Source organism: Reyranella sp. (genome assembly GCF_965279625.1).
Lineage (GTDB): Bacteria > Pseudomonadota > Alphaproteobacteria > Reyranellales > Reyranellaceae > Reyranella.
Window position 1 is genome coordinate 3,478,124 of sequence record NZ_OZ257251.1, and the last position, 25,047, is coordinate 3,503,170.

Below are 25,047 nucleotides of genomic sequence, written 5' to 3' on the forward strand. Positions count from 1 at the left end.
CGATGCTCACCTGCCGCGGCCTGCGCAAGGACTATGTGACCGAACGCGGCGAGGTGGCGGCGGTGGCCGGCATCGATCTCGAGATCGCGACCGGCCGCTACGCCGCGATCATCGGGCGTTCCGGGTCGGGCAAGTCGTCGCTGATGGCGATGATCGGCGGTCTCAGCCGGCCGTCGCAGGGCCAGGTGACGGTCGACGGCACCGACATCTGGAGCCTGTCGGAGAACGCACTGGCGGCTTTCCGAAACAAACGAATCGGCTATGTCTTCCAGTTCGCCAGCCTCCTGCCGACCCTGCGCCTGGTCGACAACGTCGCCCTGCCGGCGATGCTGGGGGGCGGCGGGAAATCCTCCGCGACCTATGCCCGGGCGGCGGCACTGCTCGGCCAGATGGGTCTGGGCGACCATCTCGACGCCTATCCGTCGGAAGTATCGGCCGGCGAGCAGCGGCGGGCGGTGATCGCCCGCGCGCTGATCAACGAGCCGGCGCTGATTCTGGCCGACGAGCCGACCTCCGATCTCGACGAGCAGACCGAGATCGAAATCATGGACGAGCTGCTGGCGGTCAACCGCGAGCGCGGCACGACCCTGATCCTGGTCACGCACAATCTGGCGCTGGCCGAACAGGCCGAGCAGATCGTGCACATCGCCCACGGCGCGATCGTGCCATGAGCGGGGCTCCCACCGATCCCGGGGCGCCCGGGCCGGACAAGGATGCGCTGATCGCCGATCTGCGCCGCCAGCTCGGCGCCGCCCAGTCAGAGGTGCGTGTGCTGCGCCGGCGCCTGGGCGCTGCGACGCCAGTTGAGACTCCGCAGGCGCAGGGCGGCCTGCTGAACGAGCTGCGTGAGGCCGCACCGCGCAAGGTCGAGGCGCCGGCCAGCGTCGCCGTAAAGCTCGGCCGGCGATTCGATCTCTGGCGGTCGCCGGTGCTGGTCGGGCTGGTCATGCTGCTGCTGACGGGCTTCGCGGTCGATGCCGGCGTCGGCCTGTACCAGGCACGCGCTCTGCGCGAGGCGCGACAGGCTCGGCTGCTGCTCGAGAACACCGCGATGCGCTCGCTCTATGTCGAGCTGAAGGGAATCTCCTACGAGCCCGACGGCAAGTCGTACCGCATGACGCTGTTCCTGCAGAACGTCAGCCAGACCGGTCCGCTCTACGTCATGCTGAACGCCGTTGCCGTCTACGTGCAGGCAGGCATGGTCTGGCAGCAGGTGCCGTCACGGCCGGCCGAGGGCGTGAGCTGGGGCGTCGTGAAGGTCGTCGACGGTTACACGTTCGACGTCCTCTTCACGCCCGACATTCAGAACTGGGCCGAGCTGATCCCGGGCTACATGCATGTCCGCATCCAGTCGGACCTGCTGGTCAGCGAGAAGGCCCAGCCGGGCAACGACGTCGTCGAACGGCGCACACCCTACTACGTGTATCTGAAGCCGCACGGCGCCAACGACGAGGACATCAAGGCGCGCAGCAAGTCGACCCGCACGCCGCCGATCTTCATTCCGATGCCGCCGCATTGAGCGGGCAAACGAAGACAATTACGCCGCGCTGTCATCGCGAGCGGGGTAACCCCCACTCTGGAGCGAAGCGAAGGATCTAACGCCAGCTACGGAGTACTTCGGTCGTTCCGTGAGGTCCTTCGCTGCGCTCAGGACGACAGGTTGCGACTAACTCAACCTTGCTTTCGGTGGCGTTATCGCTTGCGGGACGCCTTCTCGGCGATGCCGGAGAGGCCTTCGCGGCGGGCGAGTTCGTCCCATACGGACTTCGGCTGCACGCCGACGGCGGCCCACAGAGTCAGCAGGTGATAGAGCATGTCGGCGCTCTCGGCGATCAGCTTGGGCTTGTCGCCCTGAATACCCTCGATCAGCGCCTCGACGGCTTCCTCGCCGAGCTTCTTGGCAATCTGCTGACGGCCCCGGCTAAACAGGCGCGCGGTGTAGGAGGTCTCGGGATCGGCGCCCTTGCGGCTGTCGATGACGAGATACAGGCGATCGAGCACGTGCTCATCGATCGTCACGATGTTCGGCCGCTGGGCCTTCTTCGGTTTCTTCTTTTTCGCCATCCGGGGAACTCCGTCGCCCAGGGGGATGGGCGATCGAAAAAACTTGAACGCGCCTCTTGAGCGGGCGTCCGGAACATTACGCGAAAATTATGCAGCGCGCGAGAATTGTCGTACCGGAACGCCGGCTCGCGCGAGATGTTCCTTCGCCTGCGCGATGGTGAATTCGCCGAAGTGGAAGATCGAAGCGGCAAGCACCGCCGAAGCGCCACCCTTGATGACGCCGTCGACGAAGTGATCGAGCGTGCCGACGCCGCCCGAGGCTACGACCGGCACAGGCACAGCATCCGAAACCGCGCGCGTCAGCTCGAGATCGAAGCCCGACTTGGTGCCGTCACGGTCCATCGAGGTGAGAAGGATCTCGCCGGCGCCCGACTCCGCCATGCGCCGAGCCCACTCGACGGCGTCGAGACCAGTGCCCTTGCGGCCGCCATGGGTGAAGACTTCCCATTTGCCGGGACCGCTGCTGCGCGCGTCGATCGCCACGACGATGCACTGGTCGCCGTATTTTTCGGCCGCTTCGCGCACGAACTCGGGCCGCGCCACCGCGGCCGAATTGATCGAGACCTTGTCGGCGCCGGCCAGCAGCAGGCGGCGGATATCCTCGACCTGGCGCACGCCGCCGCCCACCGTCAGCGGCATGAAGCATTGCTCCGCCGTGCGTCCGACCACGTCCAGGATGGTGTCGCGGTTTTCGTGGCTTGCGGTGATGTCGAGGAAGGTGAGTTCGTCGGCACCGGCGGCGTCGTAGATGCGCGCCTGCTCGACCGGGTCGCCGGCATCGCGCAGGCCCACGAACTGCACGCCCTTCACGACGCGGCCGTCCTTCACGTCGAGGCAGGGGATGATGCGGACCTTCAGCATGGCCGCTACTCGCCCTTCAGCACGCGGATCGCGTCGGGCACCGTCACGCGACCGTCATAGAGCGCGCGGCCGACGATGGCGCCGATGATGCCGAACTCTTCGGTCGGGCGCAGTTCGCGCAGGTCGTCGAGCGAGCTGACGCCGCCCGAGGCGATGACCGGTGTCGTGAGATGCTGGGCTAGGGTGACCGTCGCGTCGACATTGACGCCGCCCATGGCGCCGTCGCGATCGATGTCGGTGTAGATGATGGCCGAGACGCCGGCATCCTCGAAGCGCAGGGCGAGGTCGAGCGCGCGCACCGTGCTCTGCTTGGTCCAGCCGTCGACCGCGACCATGCCCTCGCGGGCATCGATGCCGACCGCGATGCGGCCCGGCCACTGCTTGCAGGCGGCCTTCACGAGGCCCGGCTCCTTGACCGCGATCGTGCCCAGGATGATCCGCTTCACCCCGGCGTCGAACCACTGCGAGATGCTCTCGATGGTGCGGATGCCGCCGCCCAGCTGGGTCGGGACGTCGATTTCCTTGAGGATGGTCTCGACCGCCGCCCGGTTGACCGGATGGCCCTCGACCGCGCCGTTGAGGTCGACCAGATGCAGCCACTCGCAGCCGGCATTGGCAAAGGCCTTGGCCTGGGCGGCCGGGCTGTCGTTGAACACGGTGGCTCGCTGCATGTCGCCGCGGAGAAGGCGCACGCACTTGCCGTCCTTGAGGTCGATCGCGGGGAAAAGGATCATGGCGGCGCGGCTTTAGCGCGTTGCGGGCAGGGACGCCACCCCTGGCCTGCCTCTCGGACGATCCGTCGCCTCAGTTCCTGCCGAAGCCCAGAATTCCGCCGATCAGGCGGCCGACATGAAACTTCGTCCAGATGTCAGCAGCGGAAAAGCTCGGACGCGCCTGCAGGGCGGCCCAATATCGCGCAAGTGCTGGCCGCTTCGGGATTTCCGCCCCGAGACCGGCGAACTCCATGCGCCCGAGGAAGACAGTCCAGACCACATCGGCGACGCCATAGGCGGGCGGAACCAGCACCGGGCGACCGTCTTGCAGCGCATGCTCCAGCCGATCCATGAAGCCGATGGCCTCGGTGCGACGCCGCTGCGAAAGCGCCACGACGGCGTCCGGTTCGAACGCCTTGATCCGACCGGCAAACACCGCGGCGCGCGCCTCGTAGACGGAAGAGAGGTCGGGGTTCTCGGCGGCGTGGGCGAGGAGCTGGCGGCGGGCCGCTTCCAGTCGCTTCGGGATCATGATCCGGGCCAGGGGATTGCGGGCGAGAATTCCGCCGAAGGTCAATTCCTCGATTGGATAGCCATAATGGAGGTCGACCCAGGCTTTCGTCTCGGCGTCGGTCGCGGCGCCCAGCGCATACTCGGCGATGTCGCGACTCTCGACGAGGGCGCGATCCCCCAGCACCAGCGTCGGCACGGTCATGCCCGGATTGAGCCGCACATAGTCCGGCTGCTGCTGGCTCAACCGGTAGTGAATGTCGACGAAGACGCGCTCATAGGCGACGTCGCCCTCGGCGAGCGCGAGTCGCGCGATCATCGAATAGTAGGACGACGGCGTCTGATAGAGGCGGGGTTTTGCTCCGGAGAGCTTGGCGGACTCTGTCATGACCGTTCCTGGATGAAGGAGCAGCGAACTCTGCAGGATGCCTGCGGTACCTACAACCGGGTGGCGATGTTTCGCGGCTCGACGGGCCTCGGCCGCGCAAGCTAATCTTCGGTCATGACCCGTTACACCCCCGATCTTCTCGCCGACGACCTGGCCGATCTCACCGCCATCCGTCGCGACATCCATCGCCACCCCGAAACCGCCTTCGAGGAGGAGCGGACCGCCCAGATCGTGGCCGACAAGCTCACCGCGTGGGGCCTCAAGGTGCATCGTGGCCTGGCCACGACCGGCGTCGTCGGCACCCTGAAGGGCAACCGGCCGGGCCAGAAGACGATCGGGCTGCGCGCCGACATGGATGCGCTGCACCTGCAGGAAAAGAACGACTTCGACTACGCCTCGGCGATCCCGAACAAGATGCATGCCTGCGGTCATGACGGGCATACGACGATGCTGCTGGGTGCGGCCAAGCAGCTCGCGGCGGCACCCGACTTCGCCGGCACGGTGCACTTCATCTTCCAGCCCGCCGAAGAAGGTCTCGGCGGCGCGCGCGTGATGATCGAGGAAGGCCTGTTCGAGAAGTTCCCGTGCGACGTGGTCTACGGCATGCACAACATGCCGGGCTTCCCGGTCGGCCACTTCGCCATCCGGACCGGCGCGATGCTGGCCTCGTCCGACAGTTGGGAAGTCACCTTCAAGGGAACCGGCGGCCATGGCGCGATGCCCGATCGCGGCACCGATCCGACCTTCGTGGCGGCCCAGTTCATCGTCGCGGTGCAGGGCATCGTCGGCCGCAACGTGCCGTCGAGCCAGGCCGCGGTGCTGAGCGTCGGCCATATCGCGGCCGGCACGCCGGGTTCGCCCAACGTGATCCCGTCGGAGGTGCTGATCCGCGGCACCGCCCGCAGCTTCTCGGCCGACGTGCGCAACCTGCTGGAGCGGCGGCTGGCCGAGGTCGCGGCGGGCATCGCCCAGGCCGGCGGCTGCGAGGCGATCTCCAAGTATCACCGTCGCTATCCCGCGCTGGTCAACGCCGCCGAGCAGACGGCGGTCGCCGTCGAGGCCGCGGCCCTGACGGTCGGCCGCGAGCATGTCGAGGCGAACACCTCACCGCTCGCCGGGGCCGAGGATTTCGCCTTCATGCTCGAGAAGAAGCCGGGCGCCTACATCATGATCGGCAACGGCGGCGCGGGTGAGGGCGGCTGCCAGAACGTGCATTCGCCGCTCTACGACTTCAACGACCAGATCCTGACGACCGGGGCGGCCTACTGGATGAACCTCGTCCAGCTTGAGTTGGGCGACGCCGCCTAGAGGGCGTTTTCGTGAGCTGGCCTCCCCGTTCAAACGGGGAGGCGGCAGGTCGAGCTTCGCTCGGCCTAGTGGTGGTCGAAAGACCACCCGGCATCGGCCTGATCCCAGTTCGAGCCGTCCTGAACATGCAGGACGACATGGGTGTCGGCGGCGAAATCGTAGACGGTGGCGCTTTCGTGCATCGGCGAGGGCTGGTCGCTGGCGGGCAGCATCACCCCATCCGACAGATCGCTCAGCACGACCAACGCATCTTCGCCGAGCGAGGGGAGCGTGTCCGCTCCAGTCCCGGGACCACCATCGACGAAAACCTCGCCTGGCTCGCCGAACAGGCGGTCGAGCGGCGCGCCATAGAAAACCGTCTCCGCACCGGCTTCCCCCCAGCGCGAGGCAGGCGTGGCGTAGATCGGCAGATCGCTGCGGTCGAATTCGACGAGATCCGTGCCGACGACGAAAAGTGCGTCGGCCGAGCTCTCGGAGGGGCCCGAATGGCTCATGAAAAGTCTTTCGTTCTTAAGAATTCAAATAATGCTTCAAGTGTAGCAAACAAGACCTTGAGAATGAAGCAGGAACGTTCGAAAAGCGAAATTCTCGGGAATTGCAAAGCCTTGGGTTAACGGCGCGACTGGCCTAGGGTGCCGCCGAATTTGAATCATCCGCGTTTTGGGGAAAGTCGATGAACGGAGCTGAAAGTCTGGTCCGCACCTTGGTCAAGGGCGGCGTCGAGGTCTGTTTCGCCAACCCCGGCACCTCCGAGATGCACTTCGTCGGCGCGCTCGACCGGGTCGAGGGCATGCGCTGCGTGCTCGGCCTGTTCGAAGGCGTCTGTTCCGGCGCGGCCGACGGCTATTACCGCATGACCGACAAGCCGGCCTCGACCCTGCTGCATCTGGGTCCCGGCCTCGCCAATGCGGCGGCCAACCTGCACAACGCCAAGAAGGCGGGCTCGGGCGTGGTCAATATCGTGGGCGAGCACGCGCTCTATCACATCAAGTACGACACCCCACTCACCGCCGACATCGAAGGCATCGCGCGTCCCTTCTCGCACTGGGTGAAGACGTCGCCGACCTCCAAGACGGTCGCTGCCGACGGGGCGCTGGCGATCCAGGCCGCGAACGTGGCACCAGGCCAGATCGCGACCCTGATCCTGCCGGCCGACACCGCCTGGGGCGAAGCCGACGGCCCGGCCGAAACGCCGGCCGCTCCGGCCCCGGACAAGCCCTCCCAGGAGACCGTCGTGGCCGCGGCCAAGGCGCTCAAGATGCCGGGCGCGATGCTCTTCATCGGCGGCCGCGCCCTGCGCGCCCGCGGCCTCGAACTGGCCGGCAAGATCGCCGCCAAGACGGGCTGCAAGGTCCAGGGCGCCGGCGGTACGGCGCGTATCGAGCGTGGCGCCGGCCGTATTCCGGTCCTGCGCCTGCACTTCGTGGTCGAGAACGCGCTGGCCCAGCTCAAGGGCACCAAGCAGATGGTGCTGTGCGGCGCCAAGGCGCCGTTCGCCTTCTTTGCCTATCCGGGCAAGCCCTCCGTTCTGTCGCCGGACGATTGCGAGATCTCCACGCTCTGCCCGGTCGAAGGCGATCCGATCGGTTCGCTCGAGGCGCTGGCGATGGAACTGGACGCCATGAACGTGGAGCCGGAAGGCATCGCGCAGCCCAGCCGTCCGGAGCGTCCGACCGGCAAGTTCACGCTCGACGGTCTCGGCCAGGCACTGGGCGCCACGATGCCGGAAGGCGCGATCGTGGTCGACGAATCGGTCACGACCGGCCGCGGCTTCTTCCCGTTCAGCGCCGGCGCTCCGCCGCACGACTGGCTGAACAACATGGGCGGCTCGATCGGCTTCGGCGGTCCCGTCGCCGTCGGTGCGGCCGTGGCCTGCCCGGACCGCAAGGTCATCTGCATGATCGGCGACGGCTCGGCGATGTATACGATCCAGTCGCTGTGGACGATGGCGCGCGAGAATCTCGACGTCTGCGTGATGATCTTCTCGAACCGCTCCTACAACATCCTCTACAGCCAGCTGGCCGATGTCGGCGCCGCCAACCCCGGCCCGCGCGCCATCGACATGCTGACGCTCGATCGGCCGACCCTGCAGTTCACGGATCTGGCCAAGGGCATGGGCGTGCCGAACGGCAAGGCGACCAACCTGGAGGAGCTGACCAAGCAGCTCACCTACGCCATGTCGCACAAGGGCCCGTACCTCATCGACGTGATCATGTAGGGCGACCGAGACTCACATCATGGAAGAAGCCCGCCGACGCACGCTGCATGGTCGTCGACGGGGCAAGAAACTGCGGGCCGGGCAGCAGTCGCTGCTCGACACGCTGCTGCCTCGCCTCGCCGTCGCCCTGCCCGCCGAACCCATCGTCACGCCCGACAACGAGGTCGCCGAGAGTGCTGCGAAGATCGATCTCGCGCAGGCTTTCGGGGGCGCGCTGCCGGCCGATGGCGTGTGGCTGGAAGTGGGCTTCGGCGCCGGCGAGCATCTCGTCTGGCAGGCCGAGCACCATCCCTCGGTTGGGCTGATCGGCTGCGAGCCTTACATCAACGGCGTCGCCAAGTGCTTGGCGCATATCGAGCGGACCGGCGTGTCGAACATCCGGCTGTTCACCGACGACGCCCGCTTCGTGATGCAGGCGCTGCCGCCGCAATCGCTGTCGCGCGCCTTCGTGCTGTTTCCCGACCCGTGGCCCAAGACGCGCCACCACAAGCGCCGGTTCGTGCAGCGCTCCAACCTCGACGTGCTGGCCCGGTTGATGAAGCCGGGCGCCGAGCTGCGGCTCGCCACCGACGATCCGAGCTACCTGCCCTGGATGGTTGAGCATGCCTGTCGGCATCCCGACTTCGAGTGGTTGGCCGAAAGCCCGGCGGACTGGCGCGGCCGTCCCGCCGACTGGCCCGGCACCCGCTACGAACAGAAAATGCTGGCCGGCCACAAGCCGGTCTTCCTGCGGCTGAGACGGCGCTGACCTCTAAGTAGCTTTCCTCCCCATTCAAATGGGGAGGTGCCCCGAAGGGGCGGAGGGGTCAGGGGATACACGCAATAGTAGTTATCTCTGACATATTTTCTCCAAAATACCACGCCTTACTCTCGGCATGCGCCGATACGCCCGAAGCCTGCGGACGAACCAGACTGACGCCGAACGCCTACTCTGGAGCCGTTTGCGCCGTCGCCAGCTCTCGGGCTTCAAGTTCCGGCGGCAGCATCAGATTGACCTCTACATCTGCGATTTCGCGTGTGTCGAGGCACTGGTCGTCGTCGAACTCGATGGCGGTCAGCATGCAGAGAACCTGGATTACGATTTGCGCAGCGACCGGTTCTTGAGATCGGCAGGATTTGAGGTGCTGCGCTTCTGGAACAGCGATGTGTTGGGGCGCACCGAAGACGTGCTCGACACGATTTATGCGGTGGTCAGGCAGGGTTCTGACCCCTCCGCCCCTGCGGGGCACCTCCCCATTTGAATGGGGAGGGGGACAACATCTACTATATATAGAGGGTCGCTCAGGTCCCCCCATAGAGCATGCTGGATTCCCTTGCCAGTCGGCAGGCAGGAGCCTATATCCGCGCCATCCTCATCGGGTTCACGGGATGAACCAAAGAAAAAGAGTGGGCCGAAAACCCGCTCTTTTCATTTGGCTCCCTCCCAGCTGCCCAAAATCGTCGAGAAGCCCCACCGCGTGACCGATCTGCTGCGTCGAATCGAAGACATCGTTGCCCCGACCATCAACGGCATGGGCTTCGACGTGGTTCGCGTTGCGCTCAGCCGGGGCGGCACCCTTCAGATCATGATCGAGCCGACCGATGGCCGGCACCTGGACGTCGAGGATTGCGCGACCGTTTCGCGCGCCGTCTCGGCCGTGCTCGACGTCGAGGATCCGATCACCGATCCCTACACGCTGGAAGTAAGTTCGCCCGGCATCGACCGACCGCTCACACGGCCCAAGGATTATGCACGCTGGGCGGGTCACATCGCCCGGCTCGAGACCGCCCTCCCGGTCGAGGGACGGCGTCGCTTCAAGGGCACGCTGCTCGGGCTCGAGGACAATCTGGTGCGACTGCGACTCGAGGATGGCACCGAAGCGGCGGTGCCGCTCGACGCCATCACCCGCGCCAAGCTCGAATTGACCGACCGCCTGATCGAAGAACACCGTCTGGCCGCCGAGGGTGCGGCCGGGCAGACCCACTGAACGGACTGGCTAGAGCTTAAGGAAGAGGGAAGAGACATGGCGACGACAGCCGATATCCCGCGCCTCGAAATGCTGCAGGTGGCCGACATGGTCGCTCGCGAGAAGGGCATCGAGCGCGAGGAAGTGCTCGAGGCGATGGAACAGGCCATCCAGAAGTCCGGCCGCGCCAAGTACGGTCTGGAGCACGACATCCGCGCCGAGATCGATCGCAAGACCGGTGAAATCAAGCTGCTGCGCTACATGCAGGTCTCCGACGTAATCGAGAACGAGAACACCCAGGTATCGGTGGCCGACGCCCAGCGCCGCAATCCCGAGGCCCAGGTCGGCGACTTCCTGACTGACGAGCTGCCGCCGATCGACTTCGGTCGCGTCGCCGCCCAGACCGCCAAGCAGGTCATCACGCAGCGCATGCGTGAGAGCGAGCGCAAGCGCCAGTACGAGGAATTCAAGGATCGCATCGGCGAGATCGTGTCGGGCGTGGTCAAGCGCGTCGACTATGGCAACATCACCGTCGACCTGCAGCGCGCCGAAGGCGTGATCCGCCGCGACGAGACGATTCCGCGCGAGAGCCTGCGCGTGAACGACCGCGTGCGCGCCTACATCTTCGACGTGCGCGAGGAGCCGCGCGGCCCCCAGATCTTCCTGTCGCGCAGCCATCCCCAGTTCATGGCCAAGCTGTTCACGCAGGAAGTGCCCGAGATCTACGACAACATCATCGAGATCAAGGCCGTGGCCCGCGACCCGGGCAGCCGTGCCAAGATCGCGGTGCTGAGCCACGACAGCTCGATCGACCCGATCGGCGCCTGCGTCGGCATGCGCGGCAGCCGCGTGCAGGCCGTCGTGCAGGAACTGCAGGGCGAGAAGGTCGACATCATTCCGTGGTCGAACGACACGGCGAACTTCATCGTCAACGCGCTGGCCCCGGCCGAGGTCAGCAAGGTGCTGATGGACGAAGAGAAGAACAAGACCGAGGTCGTCGTTCCCGACGACCAGCTCAGCCTGGCGATCGGCCGCCGCGGCCAGAACGTGAAGCTCGCGTCCCAGCTCACCGGCTGGGAGATCGACATCATGACCGAGACCGAGGAGAGCGAGCGCCGCCAGAAGGATACGCGCGAGCGCACCGAACTCTTCAAGGCCACGCTCGATGTCGATGACGTGATCGCCCATCTGCTGGTCGCCGAAGGCTATGCCTCGGTCGAGGACGTCTCCGACGCCGCGGTCGAGGATCTGGCCACCGTCGAGGGCTTCGACGAGGAAATCGCCACCGAGCTGCAGCGCCGCGGCCGCGAATATCTCGAGAAGCGCGACGCCGAGCTGGCCGAACGCCTGGCGTCGCTGGGCGTCGCCGAGGACGTGGCCAATGCCGAGGGTCTGACCCTGCCGATGGTGGTGGCGCTGGGCGAGGCGGGCGTGAAGACGCTCGACGACCTGGCCGACCTGGCCTCCGACGAGCTGCGCGAGATCGTGGGCGAGAGCACCATGGATAACGATGCCGCCAACGCCATCATCATGAAGGCGCGCGAGCACTGGTTCGCCGACGAGGCCGCACCGGCCGACGAAGCGGCCAAGGCCTGACGGAGAAGAACACTCTTGACCCTTGCCTTCGCCATGACCGAACCCCATCTCTCGGCACCTCCCGCTGGCCCGATGCGCACCTGCATCGCGACCGGCGTCGAAGGTGCGCCCGAGACGATGATCCGGTTCGTCGTGGGTCCAGAAGGCGATGTCGTGCCCGATCTGGCGCGGCGGCTGCCGGGGCGCGGCATGTGGGTGCAGGCCGAGCGCGGCGCGCTGGAGCGGGCGGTCGAGAAGAAGTTGTTCTCCAGGGCCGCACGGGCGCCGGTGAAAGCTGCGGCCGATCTCGTGGACAGGGTCGAGCGGCTGCTGCTCGACCGTGTCCTGGGCGATCTCGGCGGCGCGCGCCGCGCGGGTCGCGCGGTCGCGGGCTTCGTGAAGGTCGAGCAGATGATCGGCCGCCACCAGGCAGGACTTCTCGTCGTCGCCGAGGATGCGGACGGGGACGGGTTACAGAAGCTGCGGGCGACCGGTCTGCCGCTGGAGCGGCTGGCCGATGCGGCCGCGCTGGGCGGAATCTTCGGCCGCGAGCAGGCGGTCTACGTGGCGATCGCCCGCGATGATGCGGGCGGCGCCTTCATTGAACGAATTTCTGTCGGGGCAGCGCGTTGGCGCAGGTTCCGGCTGAACGGCGCCGGTTGACGGGCCGGAGCGGACCAAGGACAACAGCCGACATGACGGATCAGAACGAACAGAGCAAATCGACCAAGCCGCTGACCCTCTCGACGACGCGCACGGGCGCGGCCTCGAAGGCAGACGCGACGCAGGTGCGCCAGAAATTCTCGCACGGGCGTACGCGCGCGGTAACGGTCGAGGTGAAGAAGCCGGTGAAGCGGACGACGCCCGCGCCCGCCGCAGCGGCTGCGCCCCCTCCTGCAGCGCCCGCTCCGGCGCCCGAGGCGCCCAAGGCGGCTCCGCCGGCACCGGCCGGACGCACGCTGAAGCTCGGCAGCGGTGGTGGCCAGGCGCCCGCACCGTCGGTCAACCGTGCTCCGGGACCGACCCGGCAGCCCGGCGGTCGTGGGATCGTGCTGCGCACGCTCACCGAGGAAGAGAAGGAAGCGCGCGCGCGCGCCCTGGTCGACGCCAACCGCGACGCGGAAATCGCGCGCAAGCGCGCCGCCGAGGAAGCCAGCCGCCGCGCCATCGAGGAAGAGGCTCGCAAGAAGGCCGACGAGGAGCATCGCAAGCGCCTCGCCGAGGAAGACGCACGCAAGAAGGCCGAGGAAGAGGTCAAGCGCAAGGCCGACGCGCTCGTCCAGAAGCGCCTCGACCAGTCGCCGCCGACCTCGGCGCCGGCCACGGTCGCCCGTCCGGCGCCCGGGACCGATGCGCGTCCTGCGCCGCCGCCGGCGGCCGCGGCACCGGCCGCTCCGGCTGCGCCGATTCGCCGTCCGGTCGGCCCGTCCACCAGCGAAGCGCTCCGCCGTCCGCCCCCGCGTCCGCCGCTGGCCATCAAGCGCCCGGCGCAGCCGACGGGCGCGCGTCGCGAGGCGCCCAAGCGCCGCAACGACAAGGTCGATGTCGGTCGCGCGGTCGCGGGCGAGAACGATTTCCGCAGCCGGTCTGTGGCGCAGCAGCGCCGCCGACTGGAGCGCGAGCGTCGCCAGCAGTTCGGCAACGAGCCGCAGCAGAAGGTCTATCGCGAAGTCACGATCCCTGAGTCGATCACGGTTCAGGAACTCGCGGCGCGTATGTCGGAGCGCGGTGCCGACGTCATCAAGACGATGATGCGCATGGGCGTGATGGCGACCATCAACCAGGCGATCGACGCCGATACGGCCGAACTGGTCGTGACGGAAATGGGTCACCGCTACAAGCGTGTCACGGAAAGCGACGTCGAGACCGGCCTCGCCGACGTCCCCGATGCCGACGAGTTGCTGCTGCCGCGTCCGCCCGTCGTCACGATCATGGGCCATGTCGATCACGGCAAGACGTCGCTGCTCGACGCGCTGCGCGCCACTGACGTGGCGGCGCACGAAGCCGGCGGCATCACCCAGCATATCGGCGCCTACCAGGTGACTCTGCCGTCGCAGCAGAAGATCACCTTCCTCGACACGCCAGGCCACGAAGCGTTCACCGCCATGCGCGCCCGCGGCGCCAAGGTGACGGACATCGTCGTGCTGGTCGTGGCCGGGGATGACGGCGTCATGCCGCAGACCAAGGAAGCGATCGCCCACGCCAAGGCGGCGGGCGTGCCGATCATCGTGGCCATCAACAAGATGGACAAGCCGGGCGCGGACGCGAGCCGGGTGCAGAACGAACTGCTGCGCGAGGAGATCCAGGTCGAAGCGCTGGGCGGCGAAGTCCAGTCGATCGAGGTTTCGGCGACCAAGCGGATGAACCTCGACAAGCTCGAGGAAGCCATCCTGCTGCAGGCGGAAGTGCTCGAACTCAAGGCCAATCCCGAACGTGACGCCGACGGTGTCGTGATCGAAGCCAAGCTCGATCCGGGCCGCGGCTCGGTCGCCACGGTGCTGGTCCAGCGCGGTACGCTGATGGTTGGCGACATTCTGGTGGCCGGCTCGGTGTGGGGCCGCGTGCGGCGTCTCGTCGACGACCATGGTAAGCCCGTCGAGGATGCCGGTCCCGCCTTCCCGGTCGAGGTGCTGGGCCTCGCCGGCACGCCGCAGGCGGGTGACGAGTTCCACGTGGTCGAGAGCGAGGCGCGCGCGCGCGAGATCGCCGACTTCCGCGTCCGTCGCGATCGCCAGCACGAGCTCGCTCGCGTCGCGGGCGGCCGCGGCACCCTTGAGGAGATGATCAAGGGCATCCGCGAGGGCACGGCCAAGGAACTGCCGGTGCTTATCAAGGCGGACGTGCAGGGTTCGGCGGAAGCGCTGGCCGGCGCGCTGTCGCGGCTCGGCACCGAGAAGGTCATCACACGAGTCGTCTACAGCGGCGTCGGCGGCATCAGTGAAGCCGACATGACGCTGGCCAAGGCGTCGGGCGCGCTGATCATCGGCTTCAACGTGCGTGCGAACCCGCAGGCGCGCGAGATCGCCAAGCGCGACAAGGTCGACATCCGCTACTACTCGATCATCTACAAGGTGACCGAGGACATGCAGGCGCTGATGGTCGGCCTGCTCGACCCGACCTACAAGGAGACGCTGGTCGGCAACGCGCAGATCCGCGAAGTCTTCAAGGTCACCAAGTCCGGCAACGTCGCCGGCTGCATGGTCACCGATGGCAAGGTCACACGTGGCAACAAGGTTCGCCTGTTGCGCGACAATATCGTGATCCACGAGGGTACGCTGAAGAGCCTGCGTCGCTTCAAGGACGAAGTGAAGGAAGTGCAGCATGGCTTCGAGTGCGGCATGGCCTTCGAGAACTACGAGGACATGAAGGTCGGCGACATCGTCGAATGCTTCGACGTCGAGCAGGTCCAGGCGACCTTGTAGTAAGGTTTCCTCCCCCGTCAGCGGGGGAGGTGGCGCCGTCTTACGGCGACGGTGGGGTCATAGGTCCGCCGTCGCATTTGACCCCTCCGTCGGCGTAAGACGCCGACACCTGCCCATGCGAATGGGGAGGAAGAGAGAATGAAGGAACCGCCATGTCGCGGCGTCGCTCGTCCGACAAAGAAAATCGTGCCCCCGGCCAGCGCCAGCTGCGCGTCGGCGAGGAAATCCGCCATTTGCTGGCCGATCTCCTCGAGCGCGGCAACATGCGCGACCCGGATCTGCGCGACGCCACGATCACCGTGACGTCGGTCGACGTCAGCCCCGACCTGCGCAACGCCACGGCCTATGTGATGCCGCTGGGCGGCGACGACCAGGAACGGCTGCTGGCTGCGCTGCGCCGCGCGGCGCCCTGGTTCCGCGGCCGGGTCAGCGAGAAGGCGGGCCTGCGCACCGCCCCCGAGATTCGTTTCGCCATCGACCGCACCTTCGACGAGGCCGACAAGATCGGCCAGCTCCTGCGCCGGCCCGACGTCGCCCGCGATATCAAGGACGAGGACTGAGGGCAGCCGGTCTGGTCGATCGCTGGCGCCTGGCGTCCTGACGGCCTAAACGAGCGCGATGGAACCCAAGAGCGGCGCGCTCCCATGAGCCGCAGGAAAAAGGGCGAGAAGGTCGACGGCTGGATCGTGCTCGACAAGCCGGTCGGCCTGGGCTCGACGCCGGCTGTCAGCCGCGTGCGCCGGCTGTTCGGCGCCCAGAAAGCCGGACATGGCGGCACCCTCGATCCGCTGGCCAGCGGGATCCTGCCGATCGCGCTCGGCGAGGCCACCAAGACGGTGCCCTTCATCATGGATGCGCGGAAGGAATACCGATTCACCCTGCGTTTCGGCGAAGCCCGCGCGACGGAGGACGCCGAAGGCGAGGTCACGGCCACCAGCGATGTCCGGCCGACGGATGCCGCCATCGACGCCGCGCTGCCCGCCTTCCTGGGCGAAATCGAGCAGATGCCGCCGGCCTTCTCGGCCCTGAAAATCGACGGAAAGCGGGCCTACGATCTCGCCCGGGCCGGCGAGGTCGTCGAGTTGAAGGCGCGCCGGGTCCTGATCGAGCGGCTGGCGCAGGTCGGCCGTCCCGACAGTGACCACGCAGATTTCGTGGTCGGTTGTGGCAAGGGCACCTATATCCGGTCCCTCGGGCGCGATCTGGCTTTGGCGCTGGGCACCGTCGGGCACCTGTCGGCGCTGCGCCGGACGGTTGTGGGACCGTTCCGGGAGGAAGGGTCCATTTCGCTTTCCAAACTGGAGGCCCTCGGGCATATTCCCGCGCTCTTCGGGGCTCTGGCTCCCGTTGCGACCGCGCTGGACGACATCCCGGCGCTGGCCATGACGGAAGCCCAAGCGGACCGGTTGCGCCAAGGCCAGCCGGTGCTCTTGACCCGGGACGCACCTCCGTCCGGCGCACTCGTTCGCGCCGAGGTCGGCAGCAGGCTCGTGGCGCTCGTCCGTTCGGACGGTGCCGCTCTCCAGCCGGTGCGCGTGTTCAACCTTTAGTTTCAGGAGATGACCGATGTCGATTACAGCCGACCGCAAGGCGGAGCTGATCAAGACGTATGCCCAGGCCGAAGGCGACACGGGTTCGCCGGAAGTCCAGGTCGCTATCCTCAGCGAGCGTATTTCCAACCTCACTGAGCACTTCAAGGGCCACGCGAAGGACCACCATTCGCGCCGCGGTCTGCTGAAGATGGTCGGCCAGCGTCGCCGCCTGCTCGACTATCTCAAGTCGCGCGACAACAAGCGCTACGCCACGTTGATCGAGCGTCTGGGTCTGCGTCGCTGATCCTACGGCCCCATCCTCGCGATGGGGCCTTTTCGCGTCGCGTCGCCCGGTCCCCGTGAGTTCGGCCGGCTGACGCGACTTCGCAGTAACCGGGAAGGCAGGGGCGAGAGCAAACGCCTGGCCCGGTCCTGTCGGCGCAAGGGCGCCGATGGGCGGTCGCAGCCAAACGGGGGCAGGCGACCGTGATGGAAAGGATGAATGAGATGTTTGAAGTTTTTCGCAAGGAAGTCGAGTGGGCCGGGCGCAAGCTCGTGCTCGAGACCGGCAAGATCGCGCGCCAGGCCGACGGCGCCGTTATGGCGACCTACGGCGGCACCACCGTGCTGGCCGCCGTCGTGTTCGAGAAGAAGCCGAAGCCCGGCCTCGATTTCTTCCCGCTGACCGTGAACTACCAGGAGAAGGCATTCGCCGCGGGCAAGATCCCCGGTGGCTTCTTCAAGCGTGAGGGCCGTCCCAGCGAGAAGGAAATCCTCACCTCGCGCCTGATCGATCGCCCGATCCGCCCGCTGTTCCACGAGAGCTATCGCAACGAGACGCTGGTCGTCGTCACGACGCTGGCCCACGACCTCGAGAACGATCCCGACATCCTGGCGATGATCGCCACGTCGGCCGCGCTCACGATCTCCGGCGTGCCCTTCATGGGCCCGATCGGCGGCGCCCGCGTCGGCTACATCGACGGCGCGTACGTCGTGAACCCGACCAAGGTCCAGCTCGAGAAGAGCACGCTGGACCTCGTCGTCGCCGGCACCAAGGAAGGCGTGCTGATGGTCGAGTCGGAAGCCAAGGAGCTTTCCGAGGACGTCATGCTGGGCGCCGTCATGGAAGCCCATCGCTCGTTCCAGCCGGTGATCGACGCGATCATCCAGCTCGCCGAGCATTGCGCCAAGGAGCCGCTGCCGCTCACCGATCCGTCGGAAGCGTCGAAGACCGTGGCCGCCAAGCTCAAGGCCGAGATGCACGGCAAGCTGGTCGAGGCTTTCGCCGAGACCCAGAAGCAGGCTCGCCAGGCGAAGATCAGCGCCGTGAAGACCGAAGCCAAGAAGCTGTTCGAGGGCGACGAGGCTGCACTGGCCGCGTTCGGCGAGCAGTTCGGCAATCTCGAGGCCGATGTCGTGCGTACTGCCATCCTCGACACCGGCAAGCGCATCGACGGCCGCGACACCAAGACCGTCCGTCCGATCGTGGCCGAAGTCGGCATCCTGCCGCGCGCCCACGGCTCGTCGCTGTTCACGCGTGGCGAGACCCAGGCGCTGGTCGTGGCCACGCTGGGCACCGGCCAGGACGAGCAGATCATCGACGCGCTCGAGGGCGAGTACCGCGAACACTTCATGCTGCACTACAACTTCCCTCCCTACTCGGTGGGTGAAGTGCGCCGCATGGGTTCGCCCGGCCGCCGCGAGATCGGCCACGGCAAGCTCGCGTTCCGCGCGCTGCGTCCGATGCTGCCGTCGAAGGACAAGTTCCCCTACACGATCCGCATCGTGTCGGAGATCACCGAGTCGAACGGCTCCTCGTCGATGGCAACGGTCTGCGGCGGCTCGCTGTCGCTGATGGATGCCGGCGTGCCGATGGAGCGTCCGGTTGCGGGCATCGCCATGGGCCTGATCAAGGAAGGCGAGCGCTTCGCCGTCCTGTCCGACATCCTGGGCGACGAGGATCACCTCGGCGACATGGACTTCAAGGTCGCCGGTACCGAGAAGGGCATCACCTCGCTGCAGATGGACATCAAGATCACCTCGATCACCGAGGAGATCATGAAGGTGGCCCTCGGCCAGGCGAAGGACGGCCGCATCCACATCCTGGGCGAAATGGCCAAGGGTCTGGGCGGTGCGCGTGAGGGCGTCGCGTCGACCGCGCCGCGCATCACGCAGTTCACGATCCCCAAGGACAAGATCCGTGAAGTGATCGGCACCGGCGGCAAGGTGATCCGCGAGATCACCGAGCAGACCGGCACCAAGATCGACATCGAGGACGACGGCACGATCAAGGTTGCGGCGGTTGACGCCGCCGCCGGCCAGCGCGCCATCGACTGGATCAAGGGCATCGTGGCCGAGCCGGAAATCGGCGTGATCTACACCGGCAAGGTCGTGAAGACCGTCGAGTTCGGCGCCTTCGTGAACTTCCTGGGCGCGCGCGACGGCCTCGTGCACATCTCGGAGCTGGCGCCGCGCCGCGTCGCCAAGGTGACGGATGTCATCAAGGAAGGCGACCAGGTCAAGGTCAAGGTCCTGGGCGTCGACGATCGCGGCAAGGTCCGCCTCTCGATGAAGGTGGTCGACCAGGAGACCGGCGAGGACATCTCGAACAAGCCGGTCGACGACGCTCCCGCCGGCGAGTAATCGCCCATCGATCGATAACGGAAACGGCGGCCCACGGGCCGCCGTTTTTGTTTGGCAGTGCCTGCCTGTTCGACGGGTCAACACGCGCCGTCCAGCATGCGGTCCGACTATTGCTTGAGGTGAGCCATGAAGATCACGCGACGTTTCCTGACAACTCTCCTAGGCACGGCGCCTCTGGCGGTAGCGGTCCAGGCCAACGCCCAATCCCCGAGCGACTGGCCGACGCGGCCGGTGCGGTTCCTCGTGCCCTGGCCGGCCGGTGGCCTGAACGACGTCATTGCCCGCGCCTTCAACGATAAGGTCTCGAAGGCGCTGGGCCAGACGGTGATCACCGACTTCAAGGCCGGGGCCGCCGGCCGCATCGGCGTGACCGAGATCGCCAAGGCCAAGCCCGACGGCTACACCATCGGCATGGGCAACCTGGGCCCGCTCACCATCTTCCCGTCGCTGTACAAGCAGATGCCCTACAGCGTGAAGGACGACCTGATCCCCATCACCATGTTCGCCGCCTCGCCGCTGGTGCTGGTGGTCGCCGGGAACTCGCCGATCAAGACGGCGCAGGAACTCATCGCTGCCGCCAAGGCCAAGCCGGGTGTGATGAACTTCGCGTCGGTGGGGCCGGGCAGCCCCGCGCATCTCACCTTCGAACTGCTGAAGAAGCGCACCGGCATCGACGTCGTCCACGTCCCCTTCAAGGGCACCAACGAATCGCTGCCGGCGCTGTTCGCGGGCGATATCCAGACCACCTTCGACACGCTGCCGAGCCTGCTGCCGCACATCCAGGCGGGCCGGCTGCGTGCGCTGGCGGTGACGACCCTGCAGCGCGTGCCGCAGCTTCCCGACGTGCCGTCGCTCAAGGAACTGTCTCTCGCCGATTCCGAGGTCGTCTCCTGGTACGCGCTGATCGCGCCGGCCGGCACGCCGACACCGATCGTCGACCGCCTCTACAAGGAATACACCGCGGCCGCGCAGACGCCCGACGTGCAGAAGCTGCTGTCGGACCAGGGTCTGATCTACCTGCCCAACACGACCGCGCAGTTCCAGGCGCGCGTCGCCGAGGAAACCGCGCGCTGGGCCCAGCTCATCAAGGAGAACAAACTCGAGCTCGACCAATAGGCCCGGCCAGGAATATCAGGCCCAGTAACTCAGTCTAAGAAGATGCCGCTCAACGTGATCGGTGAACTAAACTCCGCGGCAACCGCCTCGAGCGATATCGACGGGAGACGCTCTGAGCCATGACCTTCGATGGTCAAATTGCCTGCTCGTGCAACAGCGTCACGCCGCCCTGCGACGACACCCTCTCCGCAAAGGCCTTCGCCTTCGGACCGAACGCAATGGGTCTGACGATGCTCAACGTCCGCAGAGTCGAATGCAGAATCAGGTCGCTCTCCGACCAAGCACTCCAATCCTCAATCAATGTCTCCAACCGCTGCAGAAGCGGGATCATCTTCGACAGGAAAGTCGGCGTCTCGTCGAAGAGAACAGTCAGGTCTCCCAGCGCACTCGTTTCGCGTTCGATGTAGGCCTGTCGCGCGGCCTCGGTCTCATTCTCCTTGAACGTGCTGCGAGTCATGCGCGGGATAGCCAGACGGGACGCGATCGGGCGCGTCTCTTCACACCAAGAATCGATATCGTCGCGTTTCGGCTCGGTCAGGAGCCTCGGCGCCTTGAGCCCATCCACATACCGAACAATATCCATACTCTCCGCCATCACGGTCCCATCGTCCTTCTGCAGAATCGGAACGACCTTCCGACCAACGAGGCCAATTGGCGTCGCTGCATCGCCTTCCATGATCACCGAGAGTTCGACGGGCATTTTCTTGAGCCCAAAGATCGTTCGAGCGCGCGTGGAGAACGGGCAATGCTCCTTGATGTACAGCCTCATGCAGACCTTACCCCTCATTGTAACGATGCCCCGTTCAGACGGTGGCGGACCTAATCTGCTCGTTCCGATGAGCGCCGCAGGAGTGCGACTGGCAATACCAGGACAAGAAGGAGGAGGGACACGCCAAGCACAATCGTCGAAACCGCCGCGATGCTTGGATCCGCATAGAAGAGCAGCTGCTGCATCAGCCGGAGCGGGAGCGTGTCGCCGCGCGTGATAAAGAGCGACAGGGATACGTTGTCGAGCGAGATCAGAAAGGCGGAAATAGCGCCGGCTATGATGCCACCCCGGATCAGGGGCAAGGTAATCCGAAAAAAGGTGCGCACAGGTCCCACACCGAGGTTTGCGGAAGCCCGCTCGAGCGCCCGATCGTAGTTCGATAGGGCTGAGGTCACCATGGCCACTACATATGGGATTCCCAGCGTCGCATGCCCTAGTGTCGCCGCGAGCAGGCCGGGCCTCAACCCGTAGGTCGGAAGAACGAAAAGCAATCCTAGCCCGAGGACGATAGCCGGCAGAGAAACCGGCAGCATCACGGTGAGCTGCGCGGCAGCCCGGCCTGTGAAGCGGTAGTGGTTGAAGGCGATCGCGGCTCCCGTTCCAGCTACGGTCGCAAGGGCCGCGCTACACAACGCAACGATGATGCTGTTCAACAGCCCGTCGAGGAACTGGGCATTTCGGGCTGCTGCTTCGAACCAGCGAAGACTGAACCCCGGAACCGGGAACTCGAGACGGTCTCCGCTGCTGAAGGCGACCAGGGTCGCGAGCACGATCGGCAGGGACAAGAAGCCGATGACCAATGCGGGCCAGACATGCGCCGCCACGCGGGAGAATCCGGAGGGCCTCTGCTTCATCGCAGTGCCCCCTGCCAGGGCATGAGGCGCCGCATGAGCAAGGCGGCAGCGACCAGGAAGAGCGCGACGATCGCCAGGATGATGGTTCCGAGCGCACTTGCCGTTGCCCAGGAGGTATTGGTCGTGGCCTCGTTGAAGATGACAGGCGCGATCATCGGGAAGCGCGTCGTTCCCGTGAGCGATGGCAGGACGTAGTCGCTGAGAACCCCGGCGAAGACAAGTTGGCTGCCCGCGACCATGCCCGGTATCGCCAGGGGTAGCGTGATGTGGCGCCATCCATAAAGCCGTCCGGCTCCGAGATTGGCCGAGGCCCTGAGCAGATCGCCGTCCACCTTCGACAGCGACGTCACGATCGGGATCACCATCAGCGGCAAGTACCGGTGGACCATGGCCAGCGTCATGCCCTCGACTTCGTAGAGCATCTTCACCGGAGTGGCGATGAGGTCCAGGCCGAGGAGGGCGCTATTGATCAGTCCACGATCGGACGTGATCACCATCCAGCCGAACGCCCGCATGATCACGCTGACGTAGAGGGGCAGATAGGTGATCCACAGCAGGACGATGCGCGTCGTGCCGCTCGTGCGCGAAACATACTGCGCGTAGGGCAGCGCTATTGCCAACGCCACCAACGTAATCAGCGCCGCGATACCGAGGGTGTTTCCGAAGACGACGAGATAGTAGCTGTCGCCCAGGACCCGACTGTAACTGCTGAATGTGAAATCCGGCACGATGAGGCGGATCGGATCGTCCCGATAGAAGCTGTCCCGCAGCACGATGCAGAGCGGCATGGCGAAGAACGGAATCAGAATGGCGCCCGCCGGAAAGAGCCAGAGCCAGGGAACGATCGGCTTGAGCCTCATGACCGATCGTCTCCCGCAATCCGGCATTGGCTCGGGTCGAAATCGAGGAACACCTGCTGGCCGGCGACGACCGGTTGTGTTCCGGTCCGGATCGCTCTCTCAACAAGCATGTCCTGGCTCTGAAGGGAGACGAAGATTCGCTCCTGTGCGCCAAGGAAAGTGACGAGCTTGACGGTTCCAGGTGCCGCACGATGTATGGGGGTCGGGGTGGCGGAGAGGTCGATGTTTTCTGTCCGAAGATAGAGAATGACTCGACCTTTCCGGGCCGGCTCGGGCAGGTTGCCGGTCGATGGGAAGCGGATGCCCTCGGCGAGCTGGAGGAAATTCGTGCCCGCCTCGACTGCGACCTCGGCAGTGAGCGTATTGGTTGTGCCGAGGAATCGCAGCACGTGGTCGTTCGCCGGCCTCTCATAGAGCTCGCGTGGCGTGCCGATCTGCCCGATGCGACCGGCATCCATGATGGCGATGCGGTCGGCCAGCGCAAATGCCTCACGCTGGTCGTGAGTCACGAGGATCGTGGTGACGTGCAGATTGTGCAGTAGAAGAGAGAGCTCGACCTGCATTTCCTCGCGGAGATTGCGATCGAGTGCGCTGAAAGCTTCATCGAGCAGCAGCATCTGCGGTCGGATGGCCAGCGCGCGTGCGAGTGCCACGCGCTGGCGCTGCCCGCCGCTCAACTGGGCCGGGTAACGGCCGAGCAGGCCGTCGAGCTTGAGGAGGGAGGAAACCTCTTGGACGCGGGCCGCGATCGAGCCGCGCGCCATCCGCCTTGCCCGCAATCCGTAGGTGATGTTTTCCGTCACCGTCATATGCGGGAACAGCGCGTAGCTCTGGAACACCATCGCAACGTCGCGCCGATGCGGCGGCATGTCGTTCAGGGCAACGCCGCGCAAGCGGATCGTGCCGTCGTCGATCGCCTCGAAGCCGGCAATCATGTTCAGCAGAGTCGACTTTCCGCAACCGCTGGGCCCGAGAAGAGCCAGAATCTCCCCCTGCTTCATGGCGAAGCTCACGCGCTGAAGCGCGACCACCTCGCCATAGCGCTTGGAGACTCCGTCGATTTCCAGGTCGAAGCCCGCTTCCGGCGCGGAGCCGTTCAACTCTGCACCTCCCGTGTGTACCGATCGAGCCACTCGCGCTGCTTCGCCGCCGTCACTGCGTCGTCCATGAAGAACATCTGGGACGGATCGGTGATGATGAGCTTCTGCAGGTCCGCGGAAACCTCTACCCCGGTACGTGAGGGCGTCACGATCAGTTGATCTGCGAGCTTGGTCTGCACGTCTTTGCGGAGCGCGAAGTTGATGTAGGTCTTGGCCAGTGCCACCGGTTTGATCCCCGCCGGGATGCAAAGGTCGTAGGGAACGGCGCAGGCTCCTTCCTTCGGCGTGACGTTGACGATGTGCGGGCTGCGCCGGTTGAGGTTGGCTATTCGGATCAGGAACTGCGCACCGACGGCAATGTCACCGCGCTCGATCACTTCCATCGGTTGGTTGCCATCCGAGTAGAATCCCCGGACGCTCGACTTCAGTGCCTTGAGCCGGGAAAACGCCTCGTTGACCACCTGGTCCGATTGTTCGTTGCCGCCGACTGCGCGGAAGATGCAGCCCAGAAAGGGGATCACTGCGCCCGCGTTGAAGGCGGCCGGCAACATGATCTTGCCCTTCAGATCGGGTCGCCAGAGGTCGAGCCACGACGTAATCGGCTCCTTCACCTGTCGGCTGTCCACCATGATCTCCATGGCATCGAACATGAGCGCGACGCCGGAGCCGCTAGGCGCCAGGCTGCCCGGCTTGAGCGCGACGGCGTCCGCGATGTCCCGTGCCTCGAGTTTTTGAAGGAGTCCGGCATTCAGCGCCCTGAAGGCGAAGGACCGTGAAATGAACGCGACATCGAAAGGCGGATCGTCACGTCGGCTCTGCATCTTGGTGACGGCGGTTGGCCCGGTCTCGACGTCGTAGGTGACCGTCCCGAGCCCATCTCGTGCGAAGGGGGCAGCGATGATCTCCTGCATGGCCTGATACGGGCCGCCGAAGTGTGTCGCCCTCAGTGTGGGAAGAGATTGCGCCGAGCTGCTCCGCGACGCGAAAGCAGCCGAAGTCCCGAGGGCCAGACCACTGGTTAATCGCAGCGCAGTTCGACGCGTTATCGCCTGTGACATAAGAGACTCCTTGCTATGGATTGTCCGGCTTCGTAGAGGTTGTGCACGTGGGATCGACCACCCCGGCAGCGCACTCCGCTGGGATTTCGGGCGAGGGCGCTCCCTATGTG

At 65.9% G+C, this 25,047-nt stretch carries 25 protein-coding genes; 15 read left to right on the forward strand and 10 right to left on the reverse strand.

The features are described 5' to 3' along the window. The first annotated feature begins 2 nt into the window (after positions 1-2). Positions 3-671 carry an ABC transporter ATP-binding protein gene (locus ACQY78_RS16845; protein ID WP_428676912.1) on the forward strand — a complete coding sequence of 223 codons (669 nt, stop codon included), beginning with the start codon at positions 3-5 and terminating at the stop codon, positions 669-671. Continuing rightward, on the forward strand, positions 668-1,519 hold the full coding sequence (locus ACQY78_RS16850) for a hypothetical protein (protein ID WP_428676914.1): 852 nt from the start codon (positions 668-670) through the stop codon (positions 1,517-1,519). Before ACQY78_RS16845 ends, ACQY78_RS16850 begins: the two co-directional genes overlap by 4 nt. Before the next feature lie 173 nt (positions 1,520-1,692). On the opposite strand, the gene ACQY78_RS16855 is transcribed toward ACQY78_RS16850, so the two are convergent. The 4 genes from ACQY78_RS16855 to ACQY78_RS16870 form a co-directional block, all read right to left on the reverse strand. After that, positions 1,693-2,064, reverse strand: coding sequence for a phosphoribosyl-ATP diphosphatase (locus tag ACQY78_RS16855; RefSeq protein ID WP_422032868.1), 372 nt, complete (start codon positions 2,062-2,064; stop codon positions 1,693-1,695). Positions 2,065-2,151: 87 nt separating this feature from the next. Continuing rightward, positions 2,152-2,925: an imidazole glycerol phosphate synthase subunit HisF gene (hisF, locus tag ACQY78_RS16860; RefSeq protein WP_428676915.1), complete on the reverse strand. Its 774-nt coding sequence runs from the start codon at positions 2,923-2,925 to the stop codon at positions 2,152-2,154. 5 nt (positions 2,926-2,930) lie between these two features. Further along, positions 2,931-3,659, reverse strand: a complete 729-nt coding sequence (hisA, locus tag ACQY78_RS16865) for a 1-(5-phosphoribosyl)-5-[(5-phosphoribosylamino)methylideneamino]imidazole-4-carboxamide isomerase (RefSeq protein ID WP_428676917.1) — start codon at positions 3,657-3,659, stop codon at positions 2,931-2,933. A gap of 70 nt (positions 3,660-3,729) precedes the next feature. Further along, on the reverse strand, positions 3,730-4,536 hold the full coding sequence (locus ACQY78_RS16870; RefSeq protein ID WP_428676918.1) for a glutathione S-transferase family protein: 807 nt from the start codon (positions 4,534-4,536) through the stop codon (positions 3,730-3,732). A gap of 114 nt (positions 4,537-4,650) precedes the next feature. Here ACQY78_RS16870 and ACQY78_RS16875 point away from each other — a divergent pair, with 114 nt between their 5' ends. Beyond that, the gene (locus ACQY78_RS16875; RefSeq protein WP_428676920.1) at positions 4,651-5,844 is read left to right on the forward strand and encodes a M20 aminoacylase family protein; all 1,194 of its coding nucleotides are present in this window, start codon (positions 4,651-4,653) and stop codon (positions 5,842-5,844) included. Between the two features lie 65 nt (positions 5,845-5,909). On the opposite strand, the gene ACQY78_RS16880 is transcribed toward ACQY78_RS16875, so the two are convergent. Further along, positions 5,910-6,338 (reverse strand): hypothetical protein, encoded by a 429-nt coding sequence (locus tag ACQY78_RS16880; RefSeq protein WP_428676922.1) that lies wholly within the window; start codon positions 6,336-6,338, stop codon positions 5,910-5,912. Positions 6,339-6,517: 179 nt separating this feature from the next. Between ACQY78_RS16880 and ACQY78_RS16885 the strand changes: the two genes are divergently transcribed. The 12 genes from ACQY78_RS16885 to ACQY78_RS16940 all read left to right on the forward strand — a co-directional run bounded on the left by ACQY78_RS16885 (position 6,518) and on the right by ACQY78_RS16940 (position 20,296). Then, a complete protein-coding gene (locus ACQY78_RS16885) occupies positions 6,518-8,062 on the forward strand; it encodes an acetolactate synthase large subunit (RefSeq protein ID WP_428676924.1) in 1,545 nt (514 codons plus the stop codon). A 19-nt stretch (positions 8,063-8,081) separates the two neighbouring features. Next, positions 8,082-8,810 carry a tRNA (guanosine(46)-N7)-methyltransferase TrmB gene (gene trmB / locus ACQY78_RS16890; RefSeq protein WP_428676925.1) on the forward strand — a complete coding sequence of 243 codons (729 nt, stop codon included), beginning with the start codon at positions 8,082-8,084 and terminating at the stop codon, positions 8,808-8,810. A 127-nt stretch (positions 8,811-8,937) separates the two neighbouring features. Next, positions 8,938-9,303: an endonuclease domain-containing protein gene (locus ACQY78_RS16895; protein WP_428676927.1), complete on the forward strand. Its 366-nt coding sequence runs from the start codon at positions 8,938-8,940 to the stop codon at positions 9,301-9,303. Between the two features lie 216 nt (positions 9,304-9,519). Beyond that, positions 9,520-10,029 carry a ribosome maturation factor RimP gene (gene rimP / locus ACQY78_RS16900; RefSeq protein WP_428676929.1) on the forward strand — a complete coding sequence of 170 codons (510 nt, stop codon included), beginning with the start codon at positions 9,520-9,522 and terminating at the stop codon, positions 10,027-10,029. Between the two features lie 36 nt (positions 10,030-10,065). Beyond that, positions 10,066-11,604 (forward strand): transcription termination factor NusA, encoded by a 1,539-nt coding sequence (gene nusA / locus ACQY78_RS16905; RefSeq protein ID WP_428676930.1) that lies wholly within the window; start codon positions 10,066-10,068, stop codon positions 11,602-11,604. A gap of 15 nt (positions 11,605-11,619) precedes the next feature. Next, entirely contained in the window at positions 11,620-12,246 is a 627-nt protein-coding gene (locus ACQY78_RS16910) for an RNA-binding protein (RefSeq protein WP_428676931.1), read from the forward strand. Positions 12,247-12,278: 32 nt separating this feature from the next. After that, the gene (gene infB / locus ACQY78_RS16915) at positions 12,279-15,005 is read left to right on the forward strand and encodes a translation initiation factor IF-2 (RefSeq protein WP_428676932.1); all 2,727 of its coding nucleotides are present in this window, start codon (positions 12,279-12,281) and stop codon (positions 15,003-15,005) included. A gap of 152 nt (positions 15,006-15,157) precedes the next feature. Further along, positions 15,158-15,565, forward strand: coding sequence for a 30S ribosome-binding factor RbfA (gene rbfA / locus ACQY78_RS16920; RefSeq protein WP_428676934.1), 408 nt, complete (start codon positions 15,158-15,160; stop codon positions 15,563-15,565). An 84-nt stretch (positions 15,566-15,649) separates the two neighbouring features. Then, a complete protein-coding gene (gene truB / locus ACQY78_RS16925) occupies positions 15,650-16,555 on the forward strand; it encodes a tRNA pseudouridine(55) synthase TruB (RefSeq protein ID WP_428676936.1) in 906 nt (301 codons plus the stop codon). Between the two features lie 16 nt (positions 16,556-16,571). Continuing rightward, positions 16,572-16,841, forward strand: coding sequence for a 30S ribosomal protein S15 (rpsO, locus tag ACQY78_RS16930; RefSeq protein WP_425068875.1), 270 nt, complete (start codon positions 16,572-16,574; stop codon positions 16,839-16,841). A gap of 203 nt (positions 16,842-17,044) precedes the next feature. Then, positions 17,045-19,180 (forward strand): polyribonucleotide nucleotidyltransferase, encoded by a 2,136-nt coding sequence (gene pnp / locus ACQY78_RS16935; protein WP_428676938.1) that lies wholly within the window; start codon positions 17,045-17,047, stop codon positions 19,178-19,180. Positions 19,181-19,306: 126 nt separating this feature from the next. Continuing rightward, positions 19,307-20,296 carry a Bug family tripartite tricarboxylate transporter substrate binding protein gene (locus ACQY78_RS16940; RefSeq protein WP_428676940.1) on the forward strand — a complete coding sequence of 330 codons (990 nt, stop codon included), beginning with the start codon at positions 19,307-19,309 and terminating at the stop codon, positions 20,294-20,296. Positions 20,297-20,429: 133 nt separating this feature from the next. On the opposite strand, the gene grxB is transcribed toward ACQY78_RS16940, so the two are convergent. Genes grxB through ACQY78_RS16965 form a run of 5 tightly spaced genes read right to left on the reverse strand, consistent with a single transcriptional unit; the run spans position 20,430 to position 24,937 of the window. After that, positions 20,430-21,065 (reverse strand): glutaredoxin 2, encoded by a 636-nt coding sequence (gene grxB, locus ACQY78_RS16945; RefSeq protein WP_428676942.1) that lies wholly within the window; start codon positions 21,063-21,065, stop codon positions 20,430-20,432. 50 nt (positions 21,066-21,115) lie between these two features. Next, on the reverse strand, positions 21,116-21,919 hold the full coding sequence (locus ACQY78_RS16950) for an ABC transporter permease (RefSeq protein ID WP_428676944.1): 804 nt from the start codon (positions 21,917-21,919) through the stop codon (positions 21,116-21,118). Further along, positions 21,916-22,779 (reverse strand): ABC transporter permease, encoded by an 864-nt coding sequence (locus ACQY78_RS16955; RefSeq protein WP_428676946.1) that lies wholly within the window; start codon positions 22,777-22,779, stop codon positions 21,916-21,918. The genes ACQY78_RS16950 and ACQY78_RS16955 overlap by 4 nt, the downstream gene beginning before the upstream one ends. Further along, a complete protein-coding gene (locus ACQY78_RS16960) occupies positions 22,776-23,879 on the reverse strand; it encodes an ABC transporter ATP-binding protein (RefSeq protein WP_428676948.1) in 1,104 nt (367 codons plus the stop codon). The genes ACQY78_RS16955 and ACQY78_RS16960 overlap by 4 nt, the downstream gene beginning before the upstream one ends. Beyond that, positions 23,876-24,937, reverse strand: coding sequence for an extracellular solute-binding protein (locus ACQY78_RS16965; protein ID WP_428676950.1), 1,062 nt, complete (start codon positions 24,935-24,937; stop codon positions 23,876-23,878). The genes ACQY78_RS16960 and ACQY78_RS16965 overlap by 4 nt, the downstream gene beginning before the upstream one ends. Between the last annotated feature and the right edge of the window lie 110 nt (positions 24,938-25,047).

What these genes read in the sequence shown, in the direction of transcription:
- pnp (WP_428676938.1), top strand. Translation starts at nt 17,045, where the DNA reads ATGTTTGAAGTTTTTCGCAAGGAAGTCGAGTGGGCCGGGCGCAAGCTC.
- ACQY78_RS16885 (WP_428676924.1), top strand. Translation starts at nt 6,518, where the DNA reads ATGAACGGAGCTGAAAGTCTGGTCCGCACCTTGGTCAAGGGCGGCGTC.
- trmB (WP_428676925.1), top strand. Translation starts at nt 8,082, where the DNA reads ATGGAAGAAGCCCGCCGACGCACGCTGCATGGTCGTCGACGGGGCAAG.
- ACQY78_RS16875 (WP_428676920.1), top strand. Translation starts at nt 4,651, where the DNA reads ATGACCCGTTACACCCCCGATCTTCTCGCCGACGACCTGGCCGATCTC.
- ACQY78_RS16855 (WP_422032868.1), bottom strand. Translation starts at nt 2,064, where the DNA reads ATGGCGAAAAAGAAGAAACCGAAGAAGGCCCAGCGGCCGAACATCGTG.
- hisA (WP_428676917.1), bottom strand. Translation starts at nt 3,659, where the DNA reads ATGATCCTTTTCCCCGCGATCGACCTCAAGGACGGCAAGTGCGTGCGC.
- ACQY78_RS16870 (WP_428676918.1), bottom strand. Translation starts at nt 4,536, where the DNA reads ATGACAGAGTCCGCCAAGCTCTCCGGAGCAAAACCCCGCCTCTATCAG.
- ACQY78_RS16845 (WP_428676912.1), top strand. Translation starts at nt 3, where the DNA reads ATGCTCACCTGCCGCGGCCTGCGCAAGGACTATGTGACCGAACGCGGC.
- infB (WP_428676932.1), top strand. Translation starts at nt 12,279, where the DNA reads ATGACGGATCAGAACGAACAGAGCAAATCGACCAAGCCGCTGACCCTC.
- ACQY78_RS16895 (WP_428676927.1), top strand. Translation starts at nt 8,938, where the DNA reads ATGCGCCGATACGCCCGAAGCCTGCGGACGAACCAGACTGACGCCGAA.
- grxB (WP_428676942.1), bottom strand. Translation starts at nt 21,065, where the DNA reads ATGAGGCTGTACATCAAGGAGCATTGCCCGTTCTCCACGCGCGCTCGA.
- truB (WP_428676936.1), top strand. Translation starts at nt 15,650, where the DNA reads ATGAGCCGCAGGAAAAAGGGCGAGAAGGTCGACGGCTGGATCGTGCTC.
- hisF (WP_428676915.1), bottom strand. Translation starts at nt 2,925, where the DNA reads ATGCTGAAGGTCCGCATCATCCCCTGCCTCGACGTGAAGGACGGCCGC.
- ACQY78_RS16850 (WP_428676914.1), top strand. Translation starts at nt 668, where the DNA reads ATGAGCGGGGCTCCCACCGATCCCGGGGCGCCCGGGCCGGACAAGGAT.
- ACQY78_RS16940 (WP_428676940.1), top strand. Translation starts at nt 19,307, where the DNA reads ATGAAGATCACGCGACGTTTCCTGACAACTCTCCTAGGCACGGCGCCT.
- ACQY78_RS16965 (WP_428676950.1), bottom strand. Translation starts at nt 24,937, where the DNA reads ATGTCACAGGCGATAACGCGTCGAACTGCGCTGCGATTAACCAGTGGT.
- nusA (WP_428676930.1), top strand. Translation starts at nt 10,066, where the DNA reads ATGGCGACGACAGCCGATATCCCGCGCCTCGAAATGCTGCAGGTGGCC.
- rbfA (WP_428676934.1), top strand. Translation starts at nt 15,158, where the DNA reads ATGTCGCGGCGTCGCTCGTCCGACAAAGAAAATCGTGCCCCCGGCCAG.
- ACQY78_RS16880 (WP_428676922.1), bottom strand. Translation starts at nt 6,338, where the DNA reads ATGAGCCATTCGGGCCCCTCCGAGAGCTCGGCCGACGCACTTTTCGTC.
- ACQY78_RS16950 (WP_428676944.1), bottom strand. Translation starts at nt 21,919, where the DNA reads ATGAAGCAGAGGCCCTCCGGATTCTCCCGCGTGGCGGCGCATGTCTGG.
- rpsO (WP_425068875.1), top strand. Translation starts at nt 16,572, where the DNA reads ATGTCGATTACAGCCGACCGCAAGGCGGAGCTGATCAAGACGTATGCC.
- ACQY78_RS16955 (WP_428676946.1), bottom strand. Translation starts at nt 22,779, where the DNA reads ATGAGGCTCAAGCCGATCGTTCCCTGGCTCTGGCTCTTTCCGGCGGGC.